The sequence below is a fragment of the Sphingobium sp. MK2 genome, from assembly GCF_040170545.1.
GTDB lineage: Bacteria > Pseudomonadota > Alphaproteobacteria > Sphingomonadales > Sphingomonadaceae > Sphingobium.
The window spans coordinates 66,089-88,410 of record NZ_JAZDXA010000001.1; the positions used below are offsets into that span (position 1 = coordinate 66,089).

Below are 22,322 nucleotides of genomic sequence, written 5' to 3' on the forward strand. Positions count from 1 at the left end.
GGGGATCAGGCCGCCTTTCCCTTCAACGCCTTCTGCCGCCGCCGCTGCACCGACGATCCGATCCCCATCGCTTCGCGATATTTGGCGACGGTGCGGCGGGCTATGTCCATGCCGCGCGCGCGCAGCAGCTCGACCAGCGTGTCGTCGGACAGGATCGCCTGCGGCTCTTCGGCCATGATCAGCGTCTTGATATGGCTCTTGACCGCTTCGGCCGAGACGGAGCCATCACCTTCGGCATTCGACACGCCGCTGGTGAAGAAATATTTGAGTTCATATTGGCCGCGCGGGCAGGACAGATATTTGTTCGACGTCACCCGGCTGACGGTCGATTCATGCATTTTGATCGTGTCGGCGACGGTGCGCAGCGTCAGCGGCTTCAAATGCGCGACGCCCTTGCGAAAGAAATCCTCCTGACAACGGACGATCTCGCTCGCGACCTTGATGATCGTCTTCTGCCGCTGGTCGAGCGCCTTGACCAGCCAGTTGGCGCTGGCGAGGCAATCGGCCAGCCACGCCTTGGCATTCTTGTCCTGCTTGCCGGTCGCCAGTTCGACATAATAGCTGCGGTTGACCAAAACGCGGGGCAGGGTGGCGCTGTTGACCTCGATGCTCCATCCCTCGGCGGTCGGGCGCACGAACAGGTCGGGCGTGACCGGCGCAGCGCGGTCGCTCGAAAATTTAAGGCCTGGCTTGGGGTCATAGCCGCGCAATTCGGCGATCATGTCGGCCATATCCTCCTCATCCACCCCGCAGATGCGGCGCAACTGGGGCAGCGCGCCCTTGGCCAGCAGGTCGAGATTGGCGAGCAGGCGCGCGATGCAGGGGTCGTAGCGGTCGGCTTCCTTGGCCTGCAGCGCCAGGCATTCGGCCAGCGACCGCGCGCCGATCCCGGTCGGGTCGAAGCTGTGGATGACGCCCAGCACCCGCTCGACCTCGACCAGCGGCAGGCCCATCGCATGGGCGGTCTGTAGCAGGTCCGCCTCCAGATAGCCCGCCTCGCTGATCTGGCCGATCAGTTGCGCCGCGACGATCAGGTCCACACCCGACAGCACGGCGCGCGCCTGATCCATCAAATGTTCCTGCAGGCTGGCCCCCGGCGCGGCGAAACTGTCGAAGTCCGGCGCTTCGTCGCCATAGCCGCCCGTCATTGCGTCCATGCCGCCGCCGCCAGCGCCCAGCGCGCTCTCCATCCGGTCGCCGGGGCCATCGTCGATGAACGTGTCCGCGCCATGATCGACGTCGAGCGGGCTGTCCGCGCCGCCCAGCCCCTGCGCGATCAGATCGTCGCTCGCGCCGGTTTCGGCGGCCAGCGTCGGGCGGTCAAGCTCGCGGTCGATGCCGTCGGCGGGCGGCGGACCGTCATCGCCGCCACCCGATTCGAGCAGCGGATTTTTCTCCAGCTCGCCCGCGACAAACGCCTCGATCTCCAGATTGGACAGCGCCAGCAGCTTGATCGCCTGCTGCAACTGCGGCGTCATGACGAGCGACTGGCTCTGCCGAATGTCGAGGCGTGGACCCAGCGCCATCAGGCAGCGCGCCTTGTGCTGGCGCACCGGCTCGCGCCCCCACCCGGACGCCCAGCCAGCATAGACTGTGGGAGGCCGGGTGGGGGTGCGGGCCGGTGCGGCTCAGAAAGAAAATGCCCCCGCTTCATCTTACATCACAACGAGAAATTCTCGCCGAGATACAGGCGGCGGACGTCGGCATTGGCGACCAGCTCGATCGGGCTGCCGGTGAACAGCACCTGCCCGTCATAGATGATGCAGGCGCGATCGACGATTTCCAGCGTCTCGCGGACATTATGGTCGGTGATCAGCACGCCGATGCCGCGCGTTTTCAACTGCTTCACCAGGTCGCGAATGTCGGCGATCGACAGCGGATCAATGCCCGCAAACGGCTCGTCCAGCAGCACGATCGAGGGATTGGCCGCCAGCGCGCGCGCAATCTCGCAGCGGCGGCGCTCGCCCCCGGACAGTGCCATCGCCGCCGAATCGCGCAGCCGTGTGAGGCCGAACTCATCGAGCAACTGTTCCAGCCGCGCGGCGCGCGACGCCTTGTCCGGCTCCGCCATTTCCAGCACCGCGCTGATATTCTGCGCCACGGTCAGGCCACGGAAGATCGAGGTTTCCTGCGGCAGATAGCCAAGGCCCAGGATCGCGCGGCGATACATGGGCAGGCTGGTGATATCCTGCCCGTCGAGCAGCACGCGGCCGCGATCGGGCCGCACCAGGCCCATGACCGAATAGAAGCAGGTCGTCTTGCCCGCGCCATTGGGACCGAGCAGGCCGACGACCTCGCCCTTGCCGACGGTCAGCGACACGTCCGACAAGACCACGCGATTGTCGTAGCTTTTGGCGATCGAGATGACCGACAGGCCATCGCCCAGCTCGTGCGGGACGGGGGGGCGAGGGGCGGCGGGCCGTTCCTGGGTGGTGACGTCGTGCATGGGTCCATCCTTGCGGCCGGACGGCGAACCGCCCGCGCCAGTTGGCATCCTTTGTGCATGGGATCGCCGCCGGGGCAAGGGGAAAATGGCGCGATGGCCGTGCTGCGGGGCAGGGCGACCCCACCATCCACCCTCGCTCCAAACAAAAATGGCGGCCGTTCCGGGGTGGAGAGACTCCCGGAACGACCGCCACCATAGGGAGCGTGGCGAGGAAACGCCACGTTCCATGGGCACTCACTTGAAGGTGTAGCGGACACCCAGTGCGAAGGTCCGGTCGATCAGCAGCGTGCTCGAATTAAACTGCTGCGGATTGCCGACATCGCCGAACTTGTAATAATTTTGCTGCTTCGCCTTGGTCAGGTTCACCGCGTCGAAGGTGATGCCGATATCTTCGTTCACATTCAACGTAAGCTGGAAGTCCAGGCTCTTTTCTGGCGCGCGCCAGAAGCCGATGGGGTTGGCGAAGGACCGGCCTTCGTTGGACTGAAGGAAACCCTTGCGCCAGATATAGGAGAGGCGGGCACCGATCGGGCCTTTGTCATAGGCGAGCGTGGCGTTGTAGGACAGTTTGGACACGCCAAAGAAGGCCGACTTCGTTTCGCCGGTGATTTCGCCCGCATTGTTGACCACGGGGATCGTCTGTTCGGAATCCAGGATCGTCGCGCTGCCTGTGAAGCCCAGGCCATCAAGAACTGATGGCAGATAGGAGGGGAAGTAGGTCAGCCCCAGTTCCAGCCCCTTGAGCGTGCCGTTGGAGGCATTTTCCGGCCGGGTGATGTTGAAGATTTCGGTATAGGTTTCGTTGCGCGGCAGATAATTGTCGGGAATGACCTCGCGTGCGGTCAGCGGCACGACCAACCCCTCGATCTTGCGCTGGAACGCCGTCACATAGATGGCGCTGTTGCGGTCGAAATACCATTCGATCGCCAGATCCATATTCTTCGAATGGGTCGGCCGCAAATTGGCATTGCCTGACGTGCCGGTGCCAAAGCCGATCCGCGACAGATCGCCTGCCAATACGCGGTTGGGGTTGAGGTCGCCGAACGCCGGACGACGCAGCGTTTCGCCATAGTTGAAGCGGATACGCAGATTGTCGGTGATGGCATAGCGCGCGGTGAAGGACGGCAGGAATTTGTCCGAAGCGGTGGACACGGTCGTCCGGGCGAAATTGGCACCACGGTCGAAATAATCATAGTCGGTGTCGATCGCGACATAGCGCACGCCGCCCTGAAGCTGGAGCGGCCGACCGAAAATCTCCAGCTCGCCATCGGCCACGATATAGGCCGCCAGATTGCTTTCGTTGATGCCGAACACCCGGCCAAAGCTCAACTGGTCGGACAGCAGCAGGCCGGGGGCCACGGCGCGATACAGGCTGCGGACGGCATCCTTGTTCATGCTGCGCGGATCGGCCAGCACCCAGCTTGTCGGCACATCGGCGCGACCGTTGAAGAAGCCCTCATTGGTGAAGGGGTTGCCCTCACCAAACTGAGAGAGGCTGACGGGAAGGCGCTCAGGGTTGGCGGAACTGATCGGGCGCGTCGGGTCATAGGCTGGGTTGGGCAACGTGTATGCGCCAGCGCCCTGGTCGCGGACATAGCTGTCGGCCGTGCGGCTGTCATAGCGCCAGCCCGCCTTGACGCGGCGCAGGAAGCCCGTGTCCCACTCATATTCGCCGTCGAGCATCATCGTCAGCGCGCTGCCGGTGCTCTTGGTCCCGCTGTCGAACAGATTGCCGACGGTCCACTGGCTTGCGTCGGTCAGGACACCCTGATTGCCAAAGCTATAGGCGGGCAGGCCGCCGCCCGCGTTGAAATCGACATCAATATCGAGCGGGCCGCGATCGGTGCGAATGGCAAAGAAGCTCGTCTCGTTCTTGCTGTCCTGATAGGCGATGTCGGCCGAAATCTTGCCGCGCTCGCCCACGTCCCACTTGGCGTTGAAGGCATAGACATAGCTGTCGGTGCGGTTGGTGGCCAGGTCGCCGCTGTTGAAGCCTGCCACCGCACCGGCCCGACGCGACTTGATGATGTTCGTGCCTTCATACAATTCGAAGCTGTTGCCCACATCGGCGGGCAGATTGCCCCACCAATCGACGAAGCTGAAATTCAGGCTGTTGAACGTTTCACCCCGGAAACCCGTATAGAAAACCTCGGCGGTGTAGACCGAGCTGTCGTTCGGTGCCCATTGCAGCGCGGCGTTGATCGCCGGGCGCTCGCGCTTGCCGTAGAGATCAGAAGCGATCACCGCGTCGCGCGCGAGATAATAGGGCACCTCTACCCCGTTGATATTAAGTGTTGATCCTGCCTGGGTCGGTAGGCCGGCATCCAGTCCGGGCGTCCAAAGGTTACCCTGGGGGTTTGAAGCCGTGACTGCACGGCAATCCGTGGTGAACATGCGTTCCAATGCGCCCCAGGGTGCCGGTGGCCGCGCACAATTGTTAGCCGGACTAATGGGCGGGCGAGCGCCGTTAGCCGTCAGGAACGGCACCATGGCACCGGCCTGCAAATTCTGGTTGCGGAACTCGGCGCGGGTGAAGCTGGCATTCACCAGGAAGCCGATGTCGCCAATGCCGGTTTCCCAGCGGTTGCTGACCAACAGCGCGACATTGGGATTGGCCTTGTCCGCCAGTTCCGAATAGACGCCGCGCGCCAGGCCCGAAATGGTGAAGCCGTCAAAGTCGAGCGGGCGACGGGTCTGCACGTCGATCTGGCCCGCAAGCCCGGTTTCGAGCTGGTCGGCCGAACGGGTCTTGTAGACATCGACCTGCTTGACGAGGTTCGCTGAAATATCCTGCAACGCAAAGGACGTGCCGGCCGCGGTGAAGATGTTGCGGCCATTCAGCGTGGTCAGCGGATCGGTCAGGCCGCGAATGGTGATGGTCGCTGCTTCGCCGCCGGCGCGATCGGTAACCTGGATGCCGGTCACGCGCTGGAGCGCTTCAACGACATTGTTGTCGGGCAGCTTGCCGACATCTTCCGACACGATCGAATCGACGATCTGGGTCGATTCCCGGCGAACGTTCAACGCGCCGACGATCGAGGCGCGCACGCCGGTGACGACGATGTCGGCGACCTCCTCCTCAGGGGCGGCCTGCGGCGTGGCGGGCGCGGTCTGGGCCTGCGCGGCCGTCGCCAGCATCATCGCAAAGAGCGATGCGGAACCTAGTGCGATTGGCTTGATGGCCATGTCAGATATCCTCCCTGGAGCTGGCCCATGGCCATGCATGAATTACTCGGACTAATTATTGCTCCGACAAATGAATCGCAAGCGTAAAATGCTCCGGTCTCGATACGAATGATCGTGGCTAGTCACATTATTGCCACAGCCTTCAGATTGCTGGAAATGGCCGAGGCATGCGGGAGCAATATATATCGGAAAAGGCCAGCCTCCGGTGGGAGACTGGCCTTGAATGCCTTTTATTTGTCTGAGTAAATTATAATGGTCAGTCGGCACGCCAATAAGCCGTAGCGTCACGGCTGGGCACCAGCCGCAATTGATCGCCCGCCATGCCGATGGCTTTGCCCGGCGTTGAGATGGCCACGAAGCGCAGCATGTCGCCCGCTTTCTCCTCGAAACGGACGAACTGGCTGCGCAGTGCGAAGTCTGCGCTCTTGCTGTCCTTCTCCAGGCTGATCGACCCATCCTTGGCCGCGACCAGATAATGATCGGGCATCAATATGGGGGATAGCATGATGCTCTTGGCACCGGCGCGGCCCGGCGACTGGCGGAACTGCGTCTGGGGCAGGGCCGGGTTGCCCGCGACCAGGCGGGTGCCGTCATGCGCCATCAACCGCTTGGGGTCGGCCACCGCGATGAAGCGTTCGGGCATCGGCCCATTGCCCACCGGCACGCCGAAATCGGGCGTGCCATCGGCGGTATAATAGAGCCGCTGCACACGGGTATGGCGGTCGGGGTTGAGCAGCGGATCGCCCTGAATCGTCTCATAGTCGCGCCCATGATAGACCAGGATATCCCGGCCCTTCTCGTCCACGGTGAAGCTGTTATGGCCCGTCCCATAGACGCTGGTGGCGGCATTGGTGACGAACACCGGCTGCGGCGATTTGACCCAGCTCTTGGCGTCCAGCAGGTCGGCATTCTCGTCCGCCGTCAACAGTCCCAGGCAATAGCGCGCATCGGTCGCGCTCGCCGAATAGGTCATGAACAGACGACCGTTGCGATGCAGGATAGCGGGCGCTTCGGCGACCTTGTAGCCGCGGATTTCCCAATCCAGCGTCGGCACGGCGATCCGCGTCGCCTTGCCCAGCTTGAGCGCCGATTCCAGCTTGGCTATGTACAGGTTGCTGTTCGTTTCGATGCCCGGCTCGCGCTGCGCCCACACCATATAGCGCGTGCCCTTATGCGTGAAGATGGTCGAATCGAGGTTGAAACTGTCCCAGGGCGTCTGCAATTCACCCAGCACGCTCCATTTGCCGACCATCGGATCGGGGCCGTCGCACACCACCGCATAGGAGCGGATGCGGAACACATCCTCGCCGCCGCCGCTCGGACCAGCGGCGAAATAGACGATCCACTTGCCGTCCACCATATGCAGTTCGGGCGCCCACAGAAAACCCGACATCGGCCCGGTCTTTTCATGCCGCCACAGCACCACTTCGGTCGCGGTGGCCAGCCCCGCTATGGTCTTGGACCGGCGCAGCACCAGCCGGTCATATTCGGGGACCGACCCGGTCATATAATAATAGCCATCGTCATGGCGGAAAATCTGCGCATCGGCGCGCTGCTTGATCAGCGGGTTGACCGGCACGGGGCCGTCCGCAGTCGGCGCAACAGGCACAGCGCCCAGCTTGCCGCAGGCGGCCGGCAATATCGCGGCACCGGCCAGGAAGAGGCGGCGGTTGATGTTGTTCATAGGGTCGTTTCCTCAATAATCTGCGACGGGCCAGCCGTCCGCGCCCCAGCGCACCGGCGCGATGCGCAGGGTGGGGGCACCGTCGGCTTGCTTGTCATAGGCGTGGTAGACGACATAATCTTTGCCGTCCTTGTCGTGCAGCCATCCGGCATGGCCTGGCCCACGGAAGCGCTGCTGCTCCTGCAAATCGGCGCGCAGGAAGATGGTGCCGCCACCCTCCATCATCGCACTGCCATCCTTGCCCAGATACGGCCCGGTAATGTCCTTGGACCGGCCGATCACGGTATAATAGGTGCTGTTCACGCCCTTGCAGCAATAATCATAGGACGCCATCAGCCAATAATAGCCGCCATGGTCGATGATGAAGGGCGCTTCGACCGGGGCCGGGCCGCCAGCCGGGGCGGCGCGGCGCGCGATCGACACGGGCTTGGCCGTCGCATCCTTGGGCTTGCCGCTCTTGGGGTCCAGCTCGAACAATTTGAGGCCGGTCCAGAAGCTGCCGAGCGAGAGCCAGTGGCGGCCTTCGCGGTCGATGATGAAATTGGGGTCGATGGCATTATAGTCATCGTCCTTGGTGGACATGACGACCATGCCTTCGTCGCGCCATTTGAAGTCCGGCGACTTGGGGTCGAGCGTCGGGCTGGTGGCCAGGCCGATCGCCGAGCGGTTCGAACCGAAGGTCGAGACGGAGTAATAGAGCCGGTAGCGGCCATCCACGAAACTGATGTCGGGCGCCCACATGCCATCGCTGCCAGGGATAGCCTGCTTCGCCCAATCGGGCAGCGCGGTGAACACCGGCGGCCCTGCCGTCCAGCGCACAAGGTCGGGCGAGGTGCGGGTCTCGATCAGCCGCTGGCCATGACCCGTCCCGAACACATGATAGACGTCCCCCTGCCGGATGATCACCGGATCATGGGAGGGGGCAAGGTCGCCGGTCAGGCGGCTGTTGAGCGTCGGCGCGCTTGACTGGGTAGCGGTGGGCTGCGCGGTGGCCACCGTGGAAACGCCAAGCAGGGCAAGGCAGGTCAGCGGGATCAACTTCAACAATATCTGTCCTTTTCCAAGATAGGGTCTGGCGCGAAATCCCAACCCCTTGGTTCGTTCGCCCTGAGCCTGTCGAAGGGCCTTACTTCTATGAAGAAAGTGCAGGGCTTCGACAGGCTCAGCCTGAACGGCTCAGAAAGTCAGGTGTGTGGCTTCCGCTTTATTGCAGGTCGAGCACCACCACCGACATCGGTGGCAAGGTGACGGTCAGCGTGCCCCCATTCACCTGCGCGCCGGTGAAGGCGGCGGGCTTGATGGTTTCGGGCGCATCGAACGTGTTATGCGCGTTCATCACGCCAGCGGTCAGGACACGGCCCGATACCGTTCCGGCGGTCAGGCCATCGAGCTTCACCGTCACCGTGTTGGGCTGGGTCGGGTCGAGGTTGGACAGGCCGACATGGACCTTGCCATCCTTGCCCCGCACCGCAGACCCGCTGACCGCGGGCATCACGAACTCGTCCTTATTATACCAGGGCGTGTCGATGCTGATCGGCAGGACCGTGGCATCCTGCCAGGGCTTGTACATTTCGAACACATGATAGGTGGGGGTCAGCACCATCTTCTTGCCGTCGGTCAGGATCATCGCCTGCAGGACGTTCACCATCTGGGCGATGGCGCTCATCTTCACCCGGTCGGCATGTTTGGCGAAGATGTCGAGATGGATGGACGCGACCAGTGCATCGCGCAGCGTATTCTGCTGGCGCAGGAAGCCGGGATGGGTGCCGGGGTCTTGCGCATACCAAGTGCCCCATTCGTCCACCGCCAGGAAGACGCGCTTCTTGGGATCATATTTATCCATGATGGCGGTGTGCTTGGTGATCAGCTCGTCCATATGGACGGCCTTGGCCAGCGTGTCGGCCCACAGCGTCTCGTCGAAATTCACCGGGTCCGCCTTGGGCGGCCAGCCACCCTGGGGCAGGGTGTAATAATGGAGCGAAACGGCGTCGAGCTGATCGCCCGCCTCCCGCATCATCACCTCGGTCCAGTTATAATCATCGACATTGGCACCCGCCGCGATCTTGAGGATCTTGGTGCCGGCAGGTGCCTTGATGAAGGTGGCATAGCGGCGCGTCACGTCGGCGGCATATTCGGCGCGCATATTGCCGCCACAGCCCCACAATTCGTTGCCGATGCCGAAATAGGGAACGGCCCAGGGTTCCTTATGCCCGTTCTTGGCGCGCTCGTCGGCCAGCGTCCCGGCGGGCGAGGTCATATATTCGACCCATTCGCCCATTTCCTGCGGGCTGCCATTGCCGACATTGCCTGCGACATAGGCCTCCGCGCCGATCTGGCGGATCAGTTCGAAAAATTCATGGGTGCCGACCGTATTGGGTTCGGTTACGCCGCCCCAATGGGTGTTGATCTTGACCGGGCGCTTGGCCTTGCCGCCAATCCCTTCCCGCCAATGATATTCGTCGGCAAAGCAACCGCCCGGCCAGCGGACGACGGGCACCGACAGGTTCTTGAGCGCGGAGATCACATCGTTGCGAAAGCCATTGGTGTTGGGGATCGACTTGTCATTGCCGACCCACAGCCCGCCATAAATGCCATTGCCCAGATGCTCGGCGAACTGGGTGAAGATGCGCTTGTCATAGACCGGGCCGGGCTGGGCCGCATTGATCGTCGCGGTGGTCGGCTTACCGTTGGTGTCGGCAAAAGCGCTGGTGGTCAGCGCGCTTGCGCAGAGCAGCAGTGCGGCGGTGGTACGGCGCAGGGTTTTTATCATGTCGTCCTCTCCCAAGTGGAAATCAGTCGTGAAAAGCGTCGGTCGGTTCGCGGCGGCCGCGCAGGAAGGCGTCGGCCACCAGCCGCAACGGGCTGGTATCGACATCGCTGCGCCCACCCCGGATCAGCGTGGCGAAACGGCTGTAGAGCCCCGGATATTCGACATCCTCGCCATGTTCGGTGCCGCTGGGCAGCGTCAGCACCGCGCCGCCATGCGCCAGTTTCAGCGTGCCCGCGTCCGTTTCGACGATGATGTCCCAGCTTTGCGGCCCGGTCTGCCGCCAGTCGAGATCCATGTGGATCGGCGCGCCGCCAGTATCGCGGAAATGCAGGTCGGCCGCGATCGGCGCAGCGCGGTTCTCCGGCAGCACCAATGTCGCTTCCTTCAGGAAGAAGGGGCGCGGCAGGATATGGGTGACGATCGAGAGTGCATTGATCCCCGGATCGAACACGCCAAGCCCGCCCGGCTGCCAGATCCACGCCTGACCCGGATGCCACACGCGCACATCCTCGCGCCAGACGATCGACACTTTCTCGATCCGGCGCTCGGCCAGCCAGGCGCGGGCCGGGGCGACCCCTGCCGCGAACCGGCTGTGCCAGGCGGCGAACAGGGTCGCATCGACCTTGTCCGCCTGGACTTTAAGCGCCTCGACCTCCGCCAGCGTCGCGCCGGGGGGCTTTTCCAGAAAGACGTGGATACCACGGCTCAGCGCCTGCGCCGCCAGATCATAGCGGACCTGCGGCGGGGTGCAGAGCGCCACCGCGTCGACCGCCGGACCCTCGGCCAGCAGCGCGTCGAGGCTGGCCAGATGCGGCACCCCCGTCAGCCCGGCATCATGCGGACTGACGGTGGCGGCCAGGCTGAACGCATTATTGCCCCGGATTGCCGGGACATGCTGGTCACGCGCAATCTTGCCGATGCCGATGATCGCAATACGGATCGGGTCCATCGCTTCAGAGCGCCTTAACGGCCACTTCCTGCGGCGCGGCGCGCGTCAGCACATTGCGCACCGGCAGGGTGAAGGGCGCGGCGAGGATCTCGAACACATCACCCTCTTGGCACGATATGCCGTCGCTGAACGACAGGGTCGCGGTGCCGAAGAAATGGACATGCACGTCGCCCGCGCGGCGGAACAGATCATATTTGAAATGATGATGTTCCAGGTTCGCGAAGCTGTGCGACATATTGCCTTCGCCCGACAGGAACGGCTTTTCCCAGATCGTCGCGCCATCGCGCAGGATGCGGCTCGATCCTTCGATATGTTCGGGCGGCTCGCCCACCAGCAGTTCGGGGCCAAGTGCGGCCTGACGCAGCTTGGAGTGGGCCAGCCACAGATAATTGTGCCGCTCGGTCACATGGTCGGAAAACTCGTTGGCGAGCGCGAGGCCCAGCCGATAGGGCGTGCCATCCTCGCCAATGATATAGATGCCGGCCAGCTCCGGTTCCTCGCCGCCATCCTTGGCAAAGGCGGGCATGGTCAGCGGATCGGTCGGTCCGACCAGTTGCGACCCATCACCCTTGTAGAACCATTCGGGCTGCTGTCCCGTCTCGCCGGGGGCAGGCTTGCCGCCTTCCAGGCCTTCCAGGAACATCCGCATCGAATCGGTCTGCTTTTCGACCGCCGCCGCCTCGCGGTGCATCTTGTCGCGACCTTCGGCGGAACCAAGATGGGTCAGGCCCGTGCCGGTCAGCAGGATATGCGCGTCATCGTCATGGTCGATGGGGGCGAGCAGGCGACCCGCTTCGAATTCGGCGGCGATGTCCACTGTGTCGCCCTTGGGTGCGGCTGCCACGGCGGCGGTCAGGCTGATGCCCTGCGCGATGGCATGCAGCGCCAGGGCGCGGATCGAGGTGAAGCCGACCACGAAGGCGGCGCTGTCGCCTTGCGCGGCGATAACGCCCCGTTCGCCGCTTTCGGCACGGTGCTGCAACAGGCGCAATGTCATGAAAATCTCTCCTCCCGCGCGCCACTCACGGCGCTGAACGCTTGCCGAAGACACGCCATTGCCCACCTCGACCCAAGCCGGGGGGCAGTGAATCTCCGAATTACTCCGACATATTACAGGAAGATGGTAATGGCAATGCTTGTATTCTAGACGGAGTTGTGCCTGATTATAGGTGGGTGAGAGGAGCAGGAATGGCGAAGGAGGAACCGTCTTTGCACGAGGATGAGGCGGAGGCGGGCCTGTCGCCAAAGACTGCGCGTGGCCCCGGCAGGCGGCTGCACGGCGCGATCGCGCACAAGCTCGGCACCGCCATCTTGTCCGGCCAATATGCCCCTGGCGATGTCCTGTCGGGCGAAGTCGCCTTTGCCGAGGAACTGGAAGTGTCGCGCAGCGCCTATCGCGAAGCGATCCAGGTGCTGACCGCCAAGGGGCTGGTGGAAAGCCGCCCGAAAGCCGGCACGCGGGTCTTGCCGCGCACTCGCTGGAACCTGCTCGATCCCGAAGTCCTCGCCTGGGCCTTTGCCGGGGAGCCGGATATCCAGTTCGTGCGCGACCTGTTCGAACTGCGCGCCATCGTCGAACCGGCGGCGGCCAGGCTCGCGGCGCAGCGGCGCGACAAGGAAGATCTGCGGCTCATGAAGGAAGCGCTCGCCGCGATGCGCCGCCACACGCTGGCGACTGAACTCGGCCGTGCGGCGGATCGCGATTTCCACAACGCCATCCTGAACGCGACCCGCAACGATGCGCTGCAAGTGCTGTCCGCCAGCATCGGCGCGGCGGTCAACTGGACCACCCAATATAAACAACGCGCCCGCGCCCTGCCGCGCAACCCCATCCCCGACCATGTCCGCGTCTATGACGCGATCGCCGCCGGCGACACGGCCGCCGCGTCGGAAGCTATGGGCGCGCTGGTCGACCTGGCACTGGAAGACACGGCCAGCGCGATGGAACGCTAAAAAATCCTCCCCCGGCGGGGGAGGGGGACCGTTCGCGAAGCGAATGGTGGAGGGGTGTCACCCTATCGAGAGCGTGACACCCCTCCGTCAGCACTTCGTGCTGCCACCTCCCCTACCAGGGCAGGGCTATCGCATATGGCACCCAACCTATCCAAAGCCGTCACCCTGAACTTGTTTCAGGGTCCATCTATCATCACGAGCCGCCGTTTTTGGGGCACGATGGATGCTGAAACAAGTTCAGCATGACGAAGTAAAAGGGCAGCCGTTCCATATGCGATTGCCCTGCCTACCAGGGGAGGATTTCATACACATGAAAAAAAGCCGGAGCGAACATCCCGCTCCGGCCTTTTCAGCGCCTCAGGTGCGACCCTTGGGCTTATTCCGCCGCGACCTGTTGATCGGGCAGGGCGTTCGTCACCTTCGACCCCCACAGCGCGTAGAACAGGATGTACAGTTCGCATGCGGCGGTCAGCAGGAACGACCATTGCAGGCCATATTCGTCCGCCAGCCAGCCCTGCACCACCACCAGCGCGCCACCGGCGATCGCCATGATCAGCAGGCCCGAACCCTCTTCGGTCAACGGCCCCAGGCCCTTGATGCCCAGCGTGAAGATGGTCGGGAACATGATCGAGTGGAACAGGCCGACGAGGATCAGCGCCCACATTGCGATCGGCCCGGTAGTGAACACGGTGACCAGCATGACGATGAACGCGCCGATCGAGAAGGCTGCCAGCACATGGCCCGCATCGAACTTCTGCATGATCGCGGCGCCAGCGAAGCGGCCGACCATCATGCCCGCCCACAGGAAGGTCAGGTAGCGCCCCGCCTGTTCATGGGTCAGGTTGGCGATATCGGGCTGGCTGACGAAATTGATGAACAGGTTGGCGACGCCGATTTCCGCGATCAGATAGATGAAGATCGCCGGAATGCCCCACACCAGATTGCGGTGGTTCCACAGCGAATGTTTCTTGCGCTCTTCCTTGCTGTGGCGCGAGGTGGCGTTGCCCATGGCGGGCAGGGGGAAGCGCGCGATGATCACCGCCAGCACCACCAATATGACGGCGACGATGATATAGGGCAGGATCACCGACTGCGCGTCGGCCAGCCGTTCGGCCTGCGTCAGCACCGTGCCCGTTTCGGACGTGCCACCTTTGGACCGGCCCAGGATCAGATAGGCACCGAACAGCGGCGCGAGCATCGTGCCCGCCGAGTTCATCGCCTGCACCAGATTGAGGCGCGAGGAGGCAGTTTCGGGCTTGCCGACGACCGCGACATAGGGGTTGGCCGCGACCTGTAGCAGGGTGATGCCGCTCGCGATCACGAACAGCATCAGCAGCGTGACGCCATAGGAGGGGATCGACGCCGCCAGCGTCATGCCCAATGCGCCCGCCGCCATGACGAGCAAGCCCACCACCAGCGATTTCTGGTAGCCGACCCGCTCGATCAGCTTGGCCGACGGGATCGACGCGACGAAATAGGCGATGAACCACACCGATTCGATCAGCGTGGTCTGGGTGTAGCTCAAATCAAACACGCTGCGCAGATGCGGCAACAGCGTGTTGTTGATGACGGTGATGAAGCCCCACATGAAAAAGAGGCTGGCGAGCAGGCCCAGCGCCGGGCCATAGCGCGTTGCGGGATTATGCGTCGCGGTGACGCCCGCGCCTGATGTTACGGGTCCTGCCATCCATCCTTCTCCACTGCATTTCCGGGGACGGGCCACCCGGATAGGGGTTGCGCCCGCTTATTTTGTCGGAGTATATTCCCCGAAACCGCGCGTCAATGGGCGGTCGGTATCGGGAGGAAGTCCATGCAAAAGGTCATCATCAAAACAGCGCTGTCATACGCATTGGCCATGGCGCTGACAAGCACGGCGGCGCTGGCCGCCGACGCCAGCCGCGCGCCCGCAGGCACGCTGGCGGACGGCACGGCGGTCGAAACGATCACGCTGACCAACGGCTCTGGCGTATCGGCCAAGATCCTGACCTATGGCGCGACGCTCCAGTCGCTGTCGGGTCCGGACAAGGATGGCAAGATCGCCGACGTGCTGCTCGGCTATGATGATCTCAAGGGCTATGTCGATCATCCCAATTATTTCGGCGTGACTGTGGGCCGCTATGCCAATCGCATCGCGGGCGGCACCTTCAAGTTGGGCGACACCAGCTATCAGCTCCCGCTCAACGACAAGACCAATTCGCTGCATGGCGGGGACAAGGGCTTCGACAAGCTGCCCTGGAAGGTCGTGTCGGTAAAGAGCGGCCCGACCGCCACCGTGGTCCTGTCGCTCGTCAGCGCCGATGGCGATTCGGGCTATCCCGGAAAGCTCGACACGACCGTCACCTACACGCTCGACGAAGCAGGCAATCTGGGCATTGTCTTCGCCGCCAAGACCGACAAGCCGACCATCGTCAACATGACCAACCATGCGATCTTCAACCTCGCGGGTGAAGGATCGCCCGATGGCGCGCTCGGCCATATGCTGACGATTCCGGCCAAGGCCTATACGCCGGTGGATGAAAAGCTGATCCCGACCGGCGAATTGAAGCCGGTGGACGGTGGCGTGTTCGATTTCCGCGCGCCCCGCCGCGTCGCCGATGGCATTCGCGACGGGCGTGACCAGCAGATCGTCTATGGCCGCGGCTATGACCATAATTGGGCGCTCGACAAGGGCGCGACCAAGGCACCCGAACTGGCGGCGCGGCTGGAAGATCCCGTGTCGGGCCGGGTGCTCGAAGTGCTGACCACCGAACCCGGCGTGCAATTCTATGCCGGCAATTTCCTCGACGGCACATTGGTCGGCAAGGGCGGCCATCTCTATCGCATGGGCGACGGCATCGCGCTGGAGCCGCAGAAATTCCCCGATGCGCCCAACAAGCCCGCTTTCCTGTCGGCGCAGGTCGATCCCGGCAAGCCCTATCGCCATGCGATGGTCTATCGGCTGTCGGTCAAGCGCTGATGACGGCTTGGCGTCTGATCGAACGGGGCGTCGCCGATACGCTGGGCGAAGGCACGCTCTGGTCGGCGCGCGATAATGCGGTCTATTGGGTCGATATCCTGGCCCCGGCGCTCAACCGGCTGTCCCTGGCGGACGGCACGGTCGAGCGCTGGGCCATGCCCGAACCGCTCGGCTGGGTGGTGGAGCGCGAAGGCGGCGGCTTTGTCGGCGGCTTCCAGAGCGGCTTTGCCGACATCCGCCTCGATCCGCTGACGATCACGCCCTTCGGCGACCCCGAACCGCATTTTCCTGGCAACCGCATGAATGATGGCAAGGCGGACGCAAAGGGGCATATCTGGTGCGGCACGATGGACATGGCCGAGGACCATGATCGCGGTTCGCTCTATCGCCTCGCGCCCGACCGTAGCTGGAGCGTGATCGACGCCGACTATCGCGTGCCCAATGGGCCGGCCTTCTCGCCCTGCGGCCGCTGGCTTTATCATAGCGACACCGCCAAGCGGCAAATGTACCGCTTCACCCGGACGGCGGAGGGCGCGACCGATCGCCAGCCCTTCCTCCGCTTTGCCGAGGCGGATGGCTATCCCGATGGCATGACGGTGGATGCCGACGGCCATATCTGGGTTGCCCATTGGGGCGGTGGGCGGGTGAGCCGCTTCACCCCCGACGGCGTGCTGGACCGCTCGATCGCGCTGCCCGCGCGGCAGGTGACCAACATCTGCTTTGGCGGGGCCAACCTCGACCGCATGTTCGTCAGTTCGGCAACGGTCGGGCTGGACGATGCCACGCCGCACGACGGCGGCTTCTTCGAAGTCGATTGCGGCGTGCGCGGCCTGCCGACCCATCAATTTGCAGGCTGACGCCTAAAAAGCGCGCGCAAAGGGGCTTGCGGCGCGGCGCGGAATCTGTTTTATGGCGCGAGACAGCGTTGTCATACCTCTCCAAAGTGAGGCAGCGCTGCAATCCCGGACGGCCCGCTACGGCGAACTGCACGCGCCATGGGTCGTCCGGGACGATTTTTCCCTTATAGCTGCGTTAATTTCGCCAGGCCTCGGCGCGCCATGGGCATGGTCAGCATCGTGCTGCCGATCGCCATCAGCAGCAGCGCTGTAAAGCTGGTGCCGGTGATGATCTGCCGATCAAGCAGAATATTGGCGAAGATGATCATGATCAGCGCCTTGGTCTGCAGCAGCCAGCCGATCACCCCGGCCTCGCCTTTGGGCCAGCCCAGGAGTCGCCCGGCCAGCGCCACCCCGGCCAGCTTGCCGACCACGGCAGCCGCCAACAGCAGCAATGCCCCGCCGATCACCTCGAACCCGCCCATATCCCATTGGGTGCGCAGGCCTGTGCTGAGGAAAAAGACCGGCATCACCGTCAACAGCATATGGTCGCGCAGCATATCCATCTGCGCCTCGTTGAACCATTGCTTGTCCAAAATCGCGCCCGCCAGGAACGCCCCCACCATGAAATGCAGCCCGGCCCAATCGGCCGCGAAGCCCAATAGCGCGAGCGACAGCATCCCCAGATACAGCCGGTCGCGCCCGCCGATTCGTCGCATCACCGCGCGCAGCCCCCAGGCGACGAACGGGAACAGCAGCAGAAATCCCGCCTGCCGCTCCACCCGTTCCCAATCGAGCAGGATCAGCGCCAGAACGCCCCAGATGGCGATATCGTCCAGGCTGGCATAGCGCAGCACCCGTTGCCCCAGCGGTTGGCGCAGGATGGCGAGCCGATCCATCAATAGGACCAATATGGGCAAAGCGGTGACGGCACAGGCCATGCCCATGCCCAGCAACGCCTGCCAATACTGCCCCTTCGCGCCGATCCAGCCCGGCTGCGTCAGGATCAGCGCGGCGGCCAGCGCCCCCAGCACCAGCGGCGTCACCAGCGCCAGCCCCGCCGTCGTCCATGTCTCGCGCCGCGCGACCCAGGCCTGGTGCAGGTCCAGTTCGATGCCCGCCAGCCAGACGAAGATCATCACCGCCCACCAGGCGATGCCGTTCAGCGCGGCAATGACGCCGGGCGGAAACAGGAAATCATGCACCTGCGGCAGCGCGACGCCCAGCACGCCGGGGCCAAGCAGCACGCCCGCAACGATCTGCACCACCACCAGCGGCATCCAATTGTCGGTGCGCAGCAATCGCCACACCAGCCAGGGCAGCCCCATGACAAGCGCCAGCGCGAGCAGAAAAGTCTCTGTGATCGTCATGCCCCGCTCCCCGCATCGGTGCGCAGGATTAGCGGCGACGCGCGCCCTGCGCCAGCGGCACGCGCCAAAATCCCCGCTCTTCGCAGCCGCGAAAAATCCCCTATATGGAAGGCCAGCCTTTTAGGGAGATATTATGGACACTGACCCCCGCGCCGTCACCCGGCCTGTCGACCCCCTGTTCCTCGATCGCTGGTCGCCTCGCGCCTTCGACGCTTCCGCCCTGCCGCAGGCGGATCTCGACACCCTGCTCGACGCCGCCCGCTGGGCACCGTCGGCCTTCAACTATCAACCCTGGCGCTTTCTCTATGCCCATCGCGACAGCGCGGATTGGGTCCGTTTTCTTGGCCTGTTGCTGCCGGGCAACCAGGGCTGGGTGCAGCATGCGTCGGTCCTCACCTTCATCCTGTCTGACAGCCTCTCGTCCGCGCCGGGATCGCAGGAGGCAAGGCCCTCGCACAGCCATAGTTTCGATGCCGGCGCGGCCTGGGCGTTGCTCGCGTTGCAGGCGACCCGGATGGGCTATCATTGCCACGCCATGACGGGTGTCGATTTCGACGCCGCCCGCCGCGAACTCGCCGTGCCGGACCGTTTCCGCATCGAAGCTGCCATTGCCATCGGGCGCATGGGCGACAAGGCGACTCTCCCTGAAGCCCTGCAGGCGCGCGAAGCACCAAGCGGTCGCAACCCGATCGACAGCTTCGCTTTCGCGGGCAATTTCGTCGCCTAAGGAGTCGTCCCGGCCATCATCGTGCCGCCGCACTATGGCGTCATGACGGATTGGCCGGGGCAATCCGGCGCGTTCATGGCAATATGTCTAAGGGAAAGCGTCGAAATTTGCCCTTTAGGCGATGGACCGGCGCATACGAACGGGCTAGGGCGGATGCCATCACACTTGAAGAGGACGTCCTATGAATAACAGTGACCTGATCGACACCGTCGCCACCGCCCACGACCTTTCGAAGGCGGATGCCAAGAAGATCATCGACGGCGTGATCACCGCGATCGTCGATGCGGCGGCCAAGGGCGAAGAAATCTCGCTCAACGGTTTCGGCAAGTTCAAGGTCAAGGAAAGCGCCGCGCGCGAGGGCCGTAACCCCGCCACTGGCGAGACGATCCAGATCGCCGCGTCCAAGAAGCTGGGCTTCACCGCTGCCAAGGCGGTCAAGGACAAGCTGAACGGCTGATCCAATATGCAATTTGACGACCAGTTGCGTCGCTATTTCGGCCACACGGACATTAACGCCGTGCCCGCCGAGGCGATCGCAGCGGGCGTCGAGCGCATGCGCGTCGATCTTGGTCTGGAAAAGGACCGGGGTCGACGTTTTGCGTTGTGGTGCCTGCTCTTCCTGATGGGCGACGCCCCCGACCTCGACATCGCCTTCAAGGACGCGGCCGATCGCGACGCCGCCCGCAATTTCATGGATCTTGCGCAAAGCGGCGAACCGCTCGACTAGGCCCTTTCGGGTCATTCCAGCCCTCAACGATCCACATCCCCATTTCCGCCATCGGGCGATCATCCACTGTGCGCGCATCCTTTTCCGGCACATCTTGCCTGCGCACGCCTGAAAAACGGCATCCGGCGGGCCGTCGCTGACATAGCCTGTGTGCCAGGGCCATCAGGGCCAGGGGAGATGATCGATGAAACTGCCACGCATCCTTGCCGTCACCGTCGCCGGATCGGCGCTTCTGGCCATGGCCACGCCCTTGAGCGCGCATGGCATCTGGTTCGCCCAGCGCGCGACGCAGATCGCCCTTGTCTATGGCGTCGGGGCCGACGATCTCGATGCGGTCAAGCGCCTGCCGCTCGTGAAAACCGTTACCGGCTATGATGCCGACTGGGCACCCGTCACCACCAGTCTGCGCGCGGCCGGGCCGATCCCCGTCGTGGACAGCGAAGAGCCGATCGCGGCGGTCGCGGCGATCATGGACTATGGCCTGTGGAGCAAGACCCCCGACGGCAAATGGCATAATAAGGGCCGCGACGAAGTGCCCACGGCCACGCTTGCCGAACATAATTGGAAATATGCCGTCCATCTCGCCAAGATGCCGACCGGCCCCGTGCCCTTGTTCGAAGGACATAAGCTCCAGATCGTCCCCGTCGATCCCGCCATCCCGCAGATGATGGGTGAGCCGCTCAAGGTGCGCGCTTATTATGAGGGCAAGCCGATCGCGGGCGCGACCATCATGTCCGACTATGTCAACGATCCCGACGAAGTCGCGGTCAAGACCGGCGCGGACGGCACCGCCACCATCACGCTGCGCAACCAGGGGCTCAACGTGCTGATGGGCATCTATGTCGGGCCAGCCGACGACAAGGCGAAGGTCGATCATGTCGAATATCGCTCCTCGCTGTCCTTCGTGCTGCCGCATCTGCCCGAATAAGGCAGCGCCGCCACCTCTTGTCGCTACTCTGTAAGGAGACACCCATGAAACTCGACCTGATGAAGCTTGGCCTCGCTGTCGGCGCCCTCGCCCTGACCCCCACCGCCGCCTTCGCCCATGGCAGCATGAAGCCCCAGCATGGCGGCCTCGTTCAGATGTCGGGCGAAACCATGGTGGAACTGGTCGCCAGTCCCAAGGGCGTCGATATCTTCATCAGCGAAGAGGATGAGCCGCTGCCCGCATCGGCCTATACCGCCACGCTGACGCAGACCGCATCGGGCCAGAAGACGCAAGCTGCGCTCAAGCCCGCCGGTGGCAACAAATTGTCCGCCCCCGGCTTCAAGGCCGCCAAGGGCGCCAAGATCGTCGTCGCGCTGGTCGACAAGAGCGGTGCCAAGGTCTTCACCACCTTCCAGACCAAGTAAGCGGCGATCATGCGCAGCGCGATCCGCCCCTTGCCCGTCCCCTTCGGCCTGCGGCGGGTCGCGCTGCTGCTCCTGGGGCTCATGCTGGCCTGCATCGGCCAGGCCCTGTTGGCCCATGGCGTCAACGAGAATGACCGCGCCTTCATCGAAGGCGCATCGGGGGTCAACATCATCCCCTATATGTATCTGGGCGCCAAACATATGGTGACCGGCTATGATCATCTGCTCTTCCTCGCCGGGGTCATCTTCTTCCTCTATCGGTTGAAGCAGGTCGGCACCTACGTCACCCTCTTCGCGATCGGCCACAGCACCACCTTGCTGCTGGGCGTCATCCTCGACCTGCGCGCCAATCCCTTCCTGATCGACGCGATCATCGGCCTGTCGGTGGTCTATAAGGCGATCGACAATCTCGACGGCTTCCGCACCTGGTTCGGCATATCGCCCAATCCCAAGGCGGCGGTGCTCATCTTCGGCTTCTTCCACGGCTTTGGCCTTGCGACCAAGCTGCAGGATCTGACCCTGTCGAGCGACGGGATGATCCCCAACCTCCTCGCCTTCAACATCGGCGTCGAAATCGGCCAGTTCATCGCGCTCACCTTCATCCTGCTCGCCATGACCTTCTGGCGCAGGACCGACAGCTTCCGCCGCAGCGCGGTCCTCGCCAATGCGGCGCTGATGACCGCGGGCTTCGTCCTCGTCGGCTTTCAGTTGACCGGCTATCTGATCGAAAAGGGCCTGACATGACCAGCAGCCAGCAACCCGCGCCACCCACGCGCATCACGACCCCGCCCGCCACGCTGGCAAAAGCCACCGGGGCCGCCGCGATCGGCGCGGTCGCCATCCTGACCCTGTTCGTGCTGCCCGCCGAATATGGCATCGACCCGACCGGGGTTGGCGGCGCGCTCGGCCTCACCGCCATGGTAGCCGCGCCAAGTGCGCCTGCGCCAGCAGCGGCCCAGCCCGTAGCCAGCACCGCACCGACCCTGCCGACCAAGGACAATATCGCGCGCATCGCTCCCTGGCGGCAGGACAGCATGACCATCACCCTCGCGCCGCACAGCGGCCAGGAAGTGAAGGCGCATATGCAGCAGGGCGACAGTTTCGTCTTCGAATGGCAATCCACCGGCGGCCCGGTCAAGGTCGACATGCATGGCGAAGCACCCGATGCGACCGACGGCGCCTTCACCAGCTATTGGGAAGAGCGCGAACAAACCAGCGCCAGGGGCAGCTTCACCGCGCCCTATGCCGGCACCCATGGCTGGTATTGGCGCAACAAGGGCGACACGCCCGTCACCGTCACGGTCAAGACGACCGGCTTCTACAAGGACTTGTTCCAGCCCGCGGGCGCATGATCCCTTAAAAACG

20 protein-coding genes are annotated in these 22,322 nt (G+C 63.7%); 10 read left to right on the forward strand and 10 right to left on the reverse strand.

Translation table 11 applies throughout. The features are described 5' to 3' along the window. Nucleotides 1-5 precede the first annotated feature (5 nt). From rpoN to araD1, 8 genes are all read right to left on the reverse strand, one after another. Nucleotides 6-1,526, reverse strand: a complete 1,521-nt coding sequence (gene rpoN / locus V2I08_RS00305; protein ID WP_349633368.1) for an RNA polymerase factor sigma-54 — start codon at nt 1,524-1,526, stop codon at nt 6-8. A 134-nt stretch (nt 1,527-1,660) separates the two neighbouring features. Continuing rightward, nucleotides 1,661-2,446, reverse strand: coding sequence for an LPS export ABC transporter ATP-binding protein (gene lptB, locus V2I08_RS00310; protein WP_349633369.1), 786 nt, complete (start codon nt 2,444-2,446; stop codon nt 1,661-1,663). Nucleotides 2,447-2,680: 234 nt separating this feature from the next. Next, nucleotides 2,681-5,632 (reverse strand): TonB-dependent receptor, encoded by a 2,952-nt coding sequence (locus V2I08_RS00315; protein WP_349633370.1) that lies wholly within the window; start codon nt 5,630-5,632, stop codon nt 2,681-2,683. Nucleotides 5,633-5,888: 256 nt separating this feature from the next. Then, nucleotides 5,889-7,316: a glycoside hydrolase family 43 protein gene (locus tag V2I08_RS00320; RefSeq protein ID WP_349633371.1), complete on the reverse strand. Its 1,428-nt coding sequence runs from the start codon at nt 7,314-7,316 to the stop codon at nt 5,889-5,891. Between the two features lie 12 nt (nt 7,317-7,328). Next, a complete protein-coding gene (locus V2I08_RS00325; RefSeq protein WP_405053604.1) occupies nt 7,329-8,330 on the reverse strand; it encodes an arabinan endo-1,5-alpha-L-arabinosidase in 1,002 nt (333 codons plus the stop codon). Nucleotides 8,331-8,520: 190 nt separating this feature from the next. Beyond that, entirely contained in the window at nt 8,521-10,086 is a 1,566-nt protein-coding gene (locus V2I08_RS00330) for an alpha-L-arabinofuranosidase C-terminal domain-containing protein (protein ID WP_349633372.1), read from the reverse strand. Between the two features lie 22 nt (nt 10,087-10,108). Beyond that, nucleotides 10,109-11,035: a Gfo/Idh/MocA family oxidoreductase gene (locus V2I08_RS00335; RefSeq protein WP_349633373.1), complete on the reverse strand. Its 927-nt coding sequence runs from the start codon at nt 11,033-11,035 to the stop codon at nt 10,109-10,111. Between the two features lie 4 nt (nt 11,036-11,039). Then, entirely contained in the window at nt 11,040-12,032 is a 993-nt protein-coding gene (gene araD1, locus V2I08_RS00340; protein WP_349633374.1) for an AraD1 family protein, read from the reverse strand. Nucleotides 12,033-12,223: 191 nt separating this feature from the next. Here araD1 and V2I08_RS00345 point away from each other — a divergent pair, with 191 nt between their 5' ends. After that, a complete protein-coding gene (locus V2I08_RS00345; protein WP_349633375.1) occupies nt 12,224-12,988 on the forward strand; it encodes a FadR/GntR family transcriptional regulator in 765 nt (254 codons plus the stop codon). Nucleotides 12,989-13,364: 376 nt separating this feature from the next. Here V2I08_RS00345 and V2I08_RS00350 read toward each other — a convergent pair whose 3' ends face one another. Beyond that, entirely contained in the window at nt 13,365-14,675 is a 1,311-nt protein-coding gene (locus V2I08_RS00350) for a sugar MFS transporter (RefSeq protein WP_349633376.1), read from the reverse strand. A gap of 123 nt (nt 14,676-14,798) precedes the next feature. On the opposite strand from V2I08_RS00350, the gene V2I08_RS00355 reads away from it, so the two are divergent. Together V2I08_RS00355 and V2I08_RS00360 are read left to right on the forward strand one after the other, a co-directional pair. Further along, nucleotides 14,799-15,944 carry an aldose epimerase family protein gene (locus V2I08_RS00355; RefSeq protein ID WP_349633377.1) on the forward strand — a complete coding sequence of 382 codons (1,146 nt, stop codon included), beginning with the start codon at nt 14,799-14,801 and terminating at the stop codon, nt 15,942-15,944. Continuing rightward, on the forward strand, nt 15,944-16,801 hold the full coding sequence (locus V2I08_RS00360; protein ID WP_349633378.1) for an SMP-30/gluconolactonase/LRE family protein: 858 nt from the start codon (nt 15,944-15,946) through the stop codon (nt 16,799-16,801). The genes V2I08_RS00355 and V2I08_RS00360 overlap by 1 nt, the downstream gene beginning before the upstream one ends. A 164-nt stretch (nt 16,802-16,965) precedes the next feature. Here V2I08_RS00360 and V2I08_RS00365 read toward each other — a convergent pair whose 3' ends face one another. After that, complete coding sequence (locus tag V2I08_RS00365) at nt 16,966-18,150, reverse strand: cation:proton antiporter (protein ID WP_349633379.1); 1,185 nt, start codon at nt 18,148-18,150, stop codon at nt 16,966-16,968. Nucleotides 18,151-18,283: 133 nt separating this feature from the next. On the opposite strand from V2I08_RS00365, the gene V2I08_RS00370 reads away from it, so the two are divergent. The 7 genes from V2I08_RS00370 to V2I08_RS00400 all read left to right on the forward strand — a co-directional run bounded on the left by V2I08_RS00370 (nt 18,284) and on the right by V2I08_RS00400 (nt 22,309). After that, nucleotides 18,284-18,877 carry a nitroreductase family protein gene (locus tag V2I08_RS00370; RefSeq protein WP_349633380.1) on the forward strand — a complete coding sequence of 198 codons (594 nt, stop codon included), beginning with the start codon at nt 18,284-18,286 and terminating at the stop codon, nt 18,875-18,877. A 181-nt stretch (nt 18,878-19,058) separates the two neighbouring features. Further along, entirely contained in the window at nt 19,059-19,334 is a 276-nt protein-coding gene (locus tag V2I08_RS00375) for an HU family DNA-binding protein (RefSeq protein WP_310221272.1), read from the forward strand. Nucleotides 19,335-19,340: 6 nt separating this feature from the next. Further along, entirely contained in the window at nt 19,341-19,604 is a 264-nt protein-coding gene (locus V2I08_RS00380) for a hypothetical protein (protein ID WP_349633381.1), read from the forward strand. A 184-nt stretch (nt 19,605-19,788) separates the two neighbouring features. Further along, nucleotides 19,789-20,532 (forward strand): DUF4198 domain-containing protein, encoded by a 744-nt coding sequence (locus V2I08_RS00385; RefSeq protein ID WP_349633382.1) that lies wholly within the window; start codon nt 19,789-19,791, stop codon nt 20,530-20,532. Nucleotides 20,533-20,576: 44 nt separating this feature from the next. After that, nucleotides 20,577-20,957, forward strand: a complete 381-nt coding sequence (locus tag V2I08_RS00390) for a hypothetical protein (protein WP_349633383.1) — start codon at nt 20,577-20,579, stop codon at nt 20,955-20,957. A 9-nt stretch (nt 20,958-20,966) separates the two neighbouring features. Continuing rightward, a complete protein-coding gene (locus V2I08_RS00395) occupies nt 20,967-21,701 on the forward strand; it encodes a HupE/UreJ family protein (protein ID WP_349633384.1) in 735 nt (244 codons plus the stop codon). Continuing rightward, nucleotides 21,698-22,309 (forward strand): hypothetical protein, encoded by a 612-nt coding sequence (locus V2I08_RS00400; protein ID WP_349633385.1) that lies wholly within the window; start codon nt 21,698-21,700, stop codon nt 22,307-22,309. Before V2I08_RS00395 ends, V2I08_RS00400 begins: the two co-directional genes overlap by 4 nt. Nucleotides 22,310-22,322 lie beyond the last annotated feature (13 nt).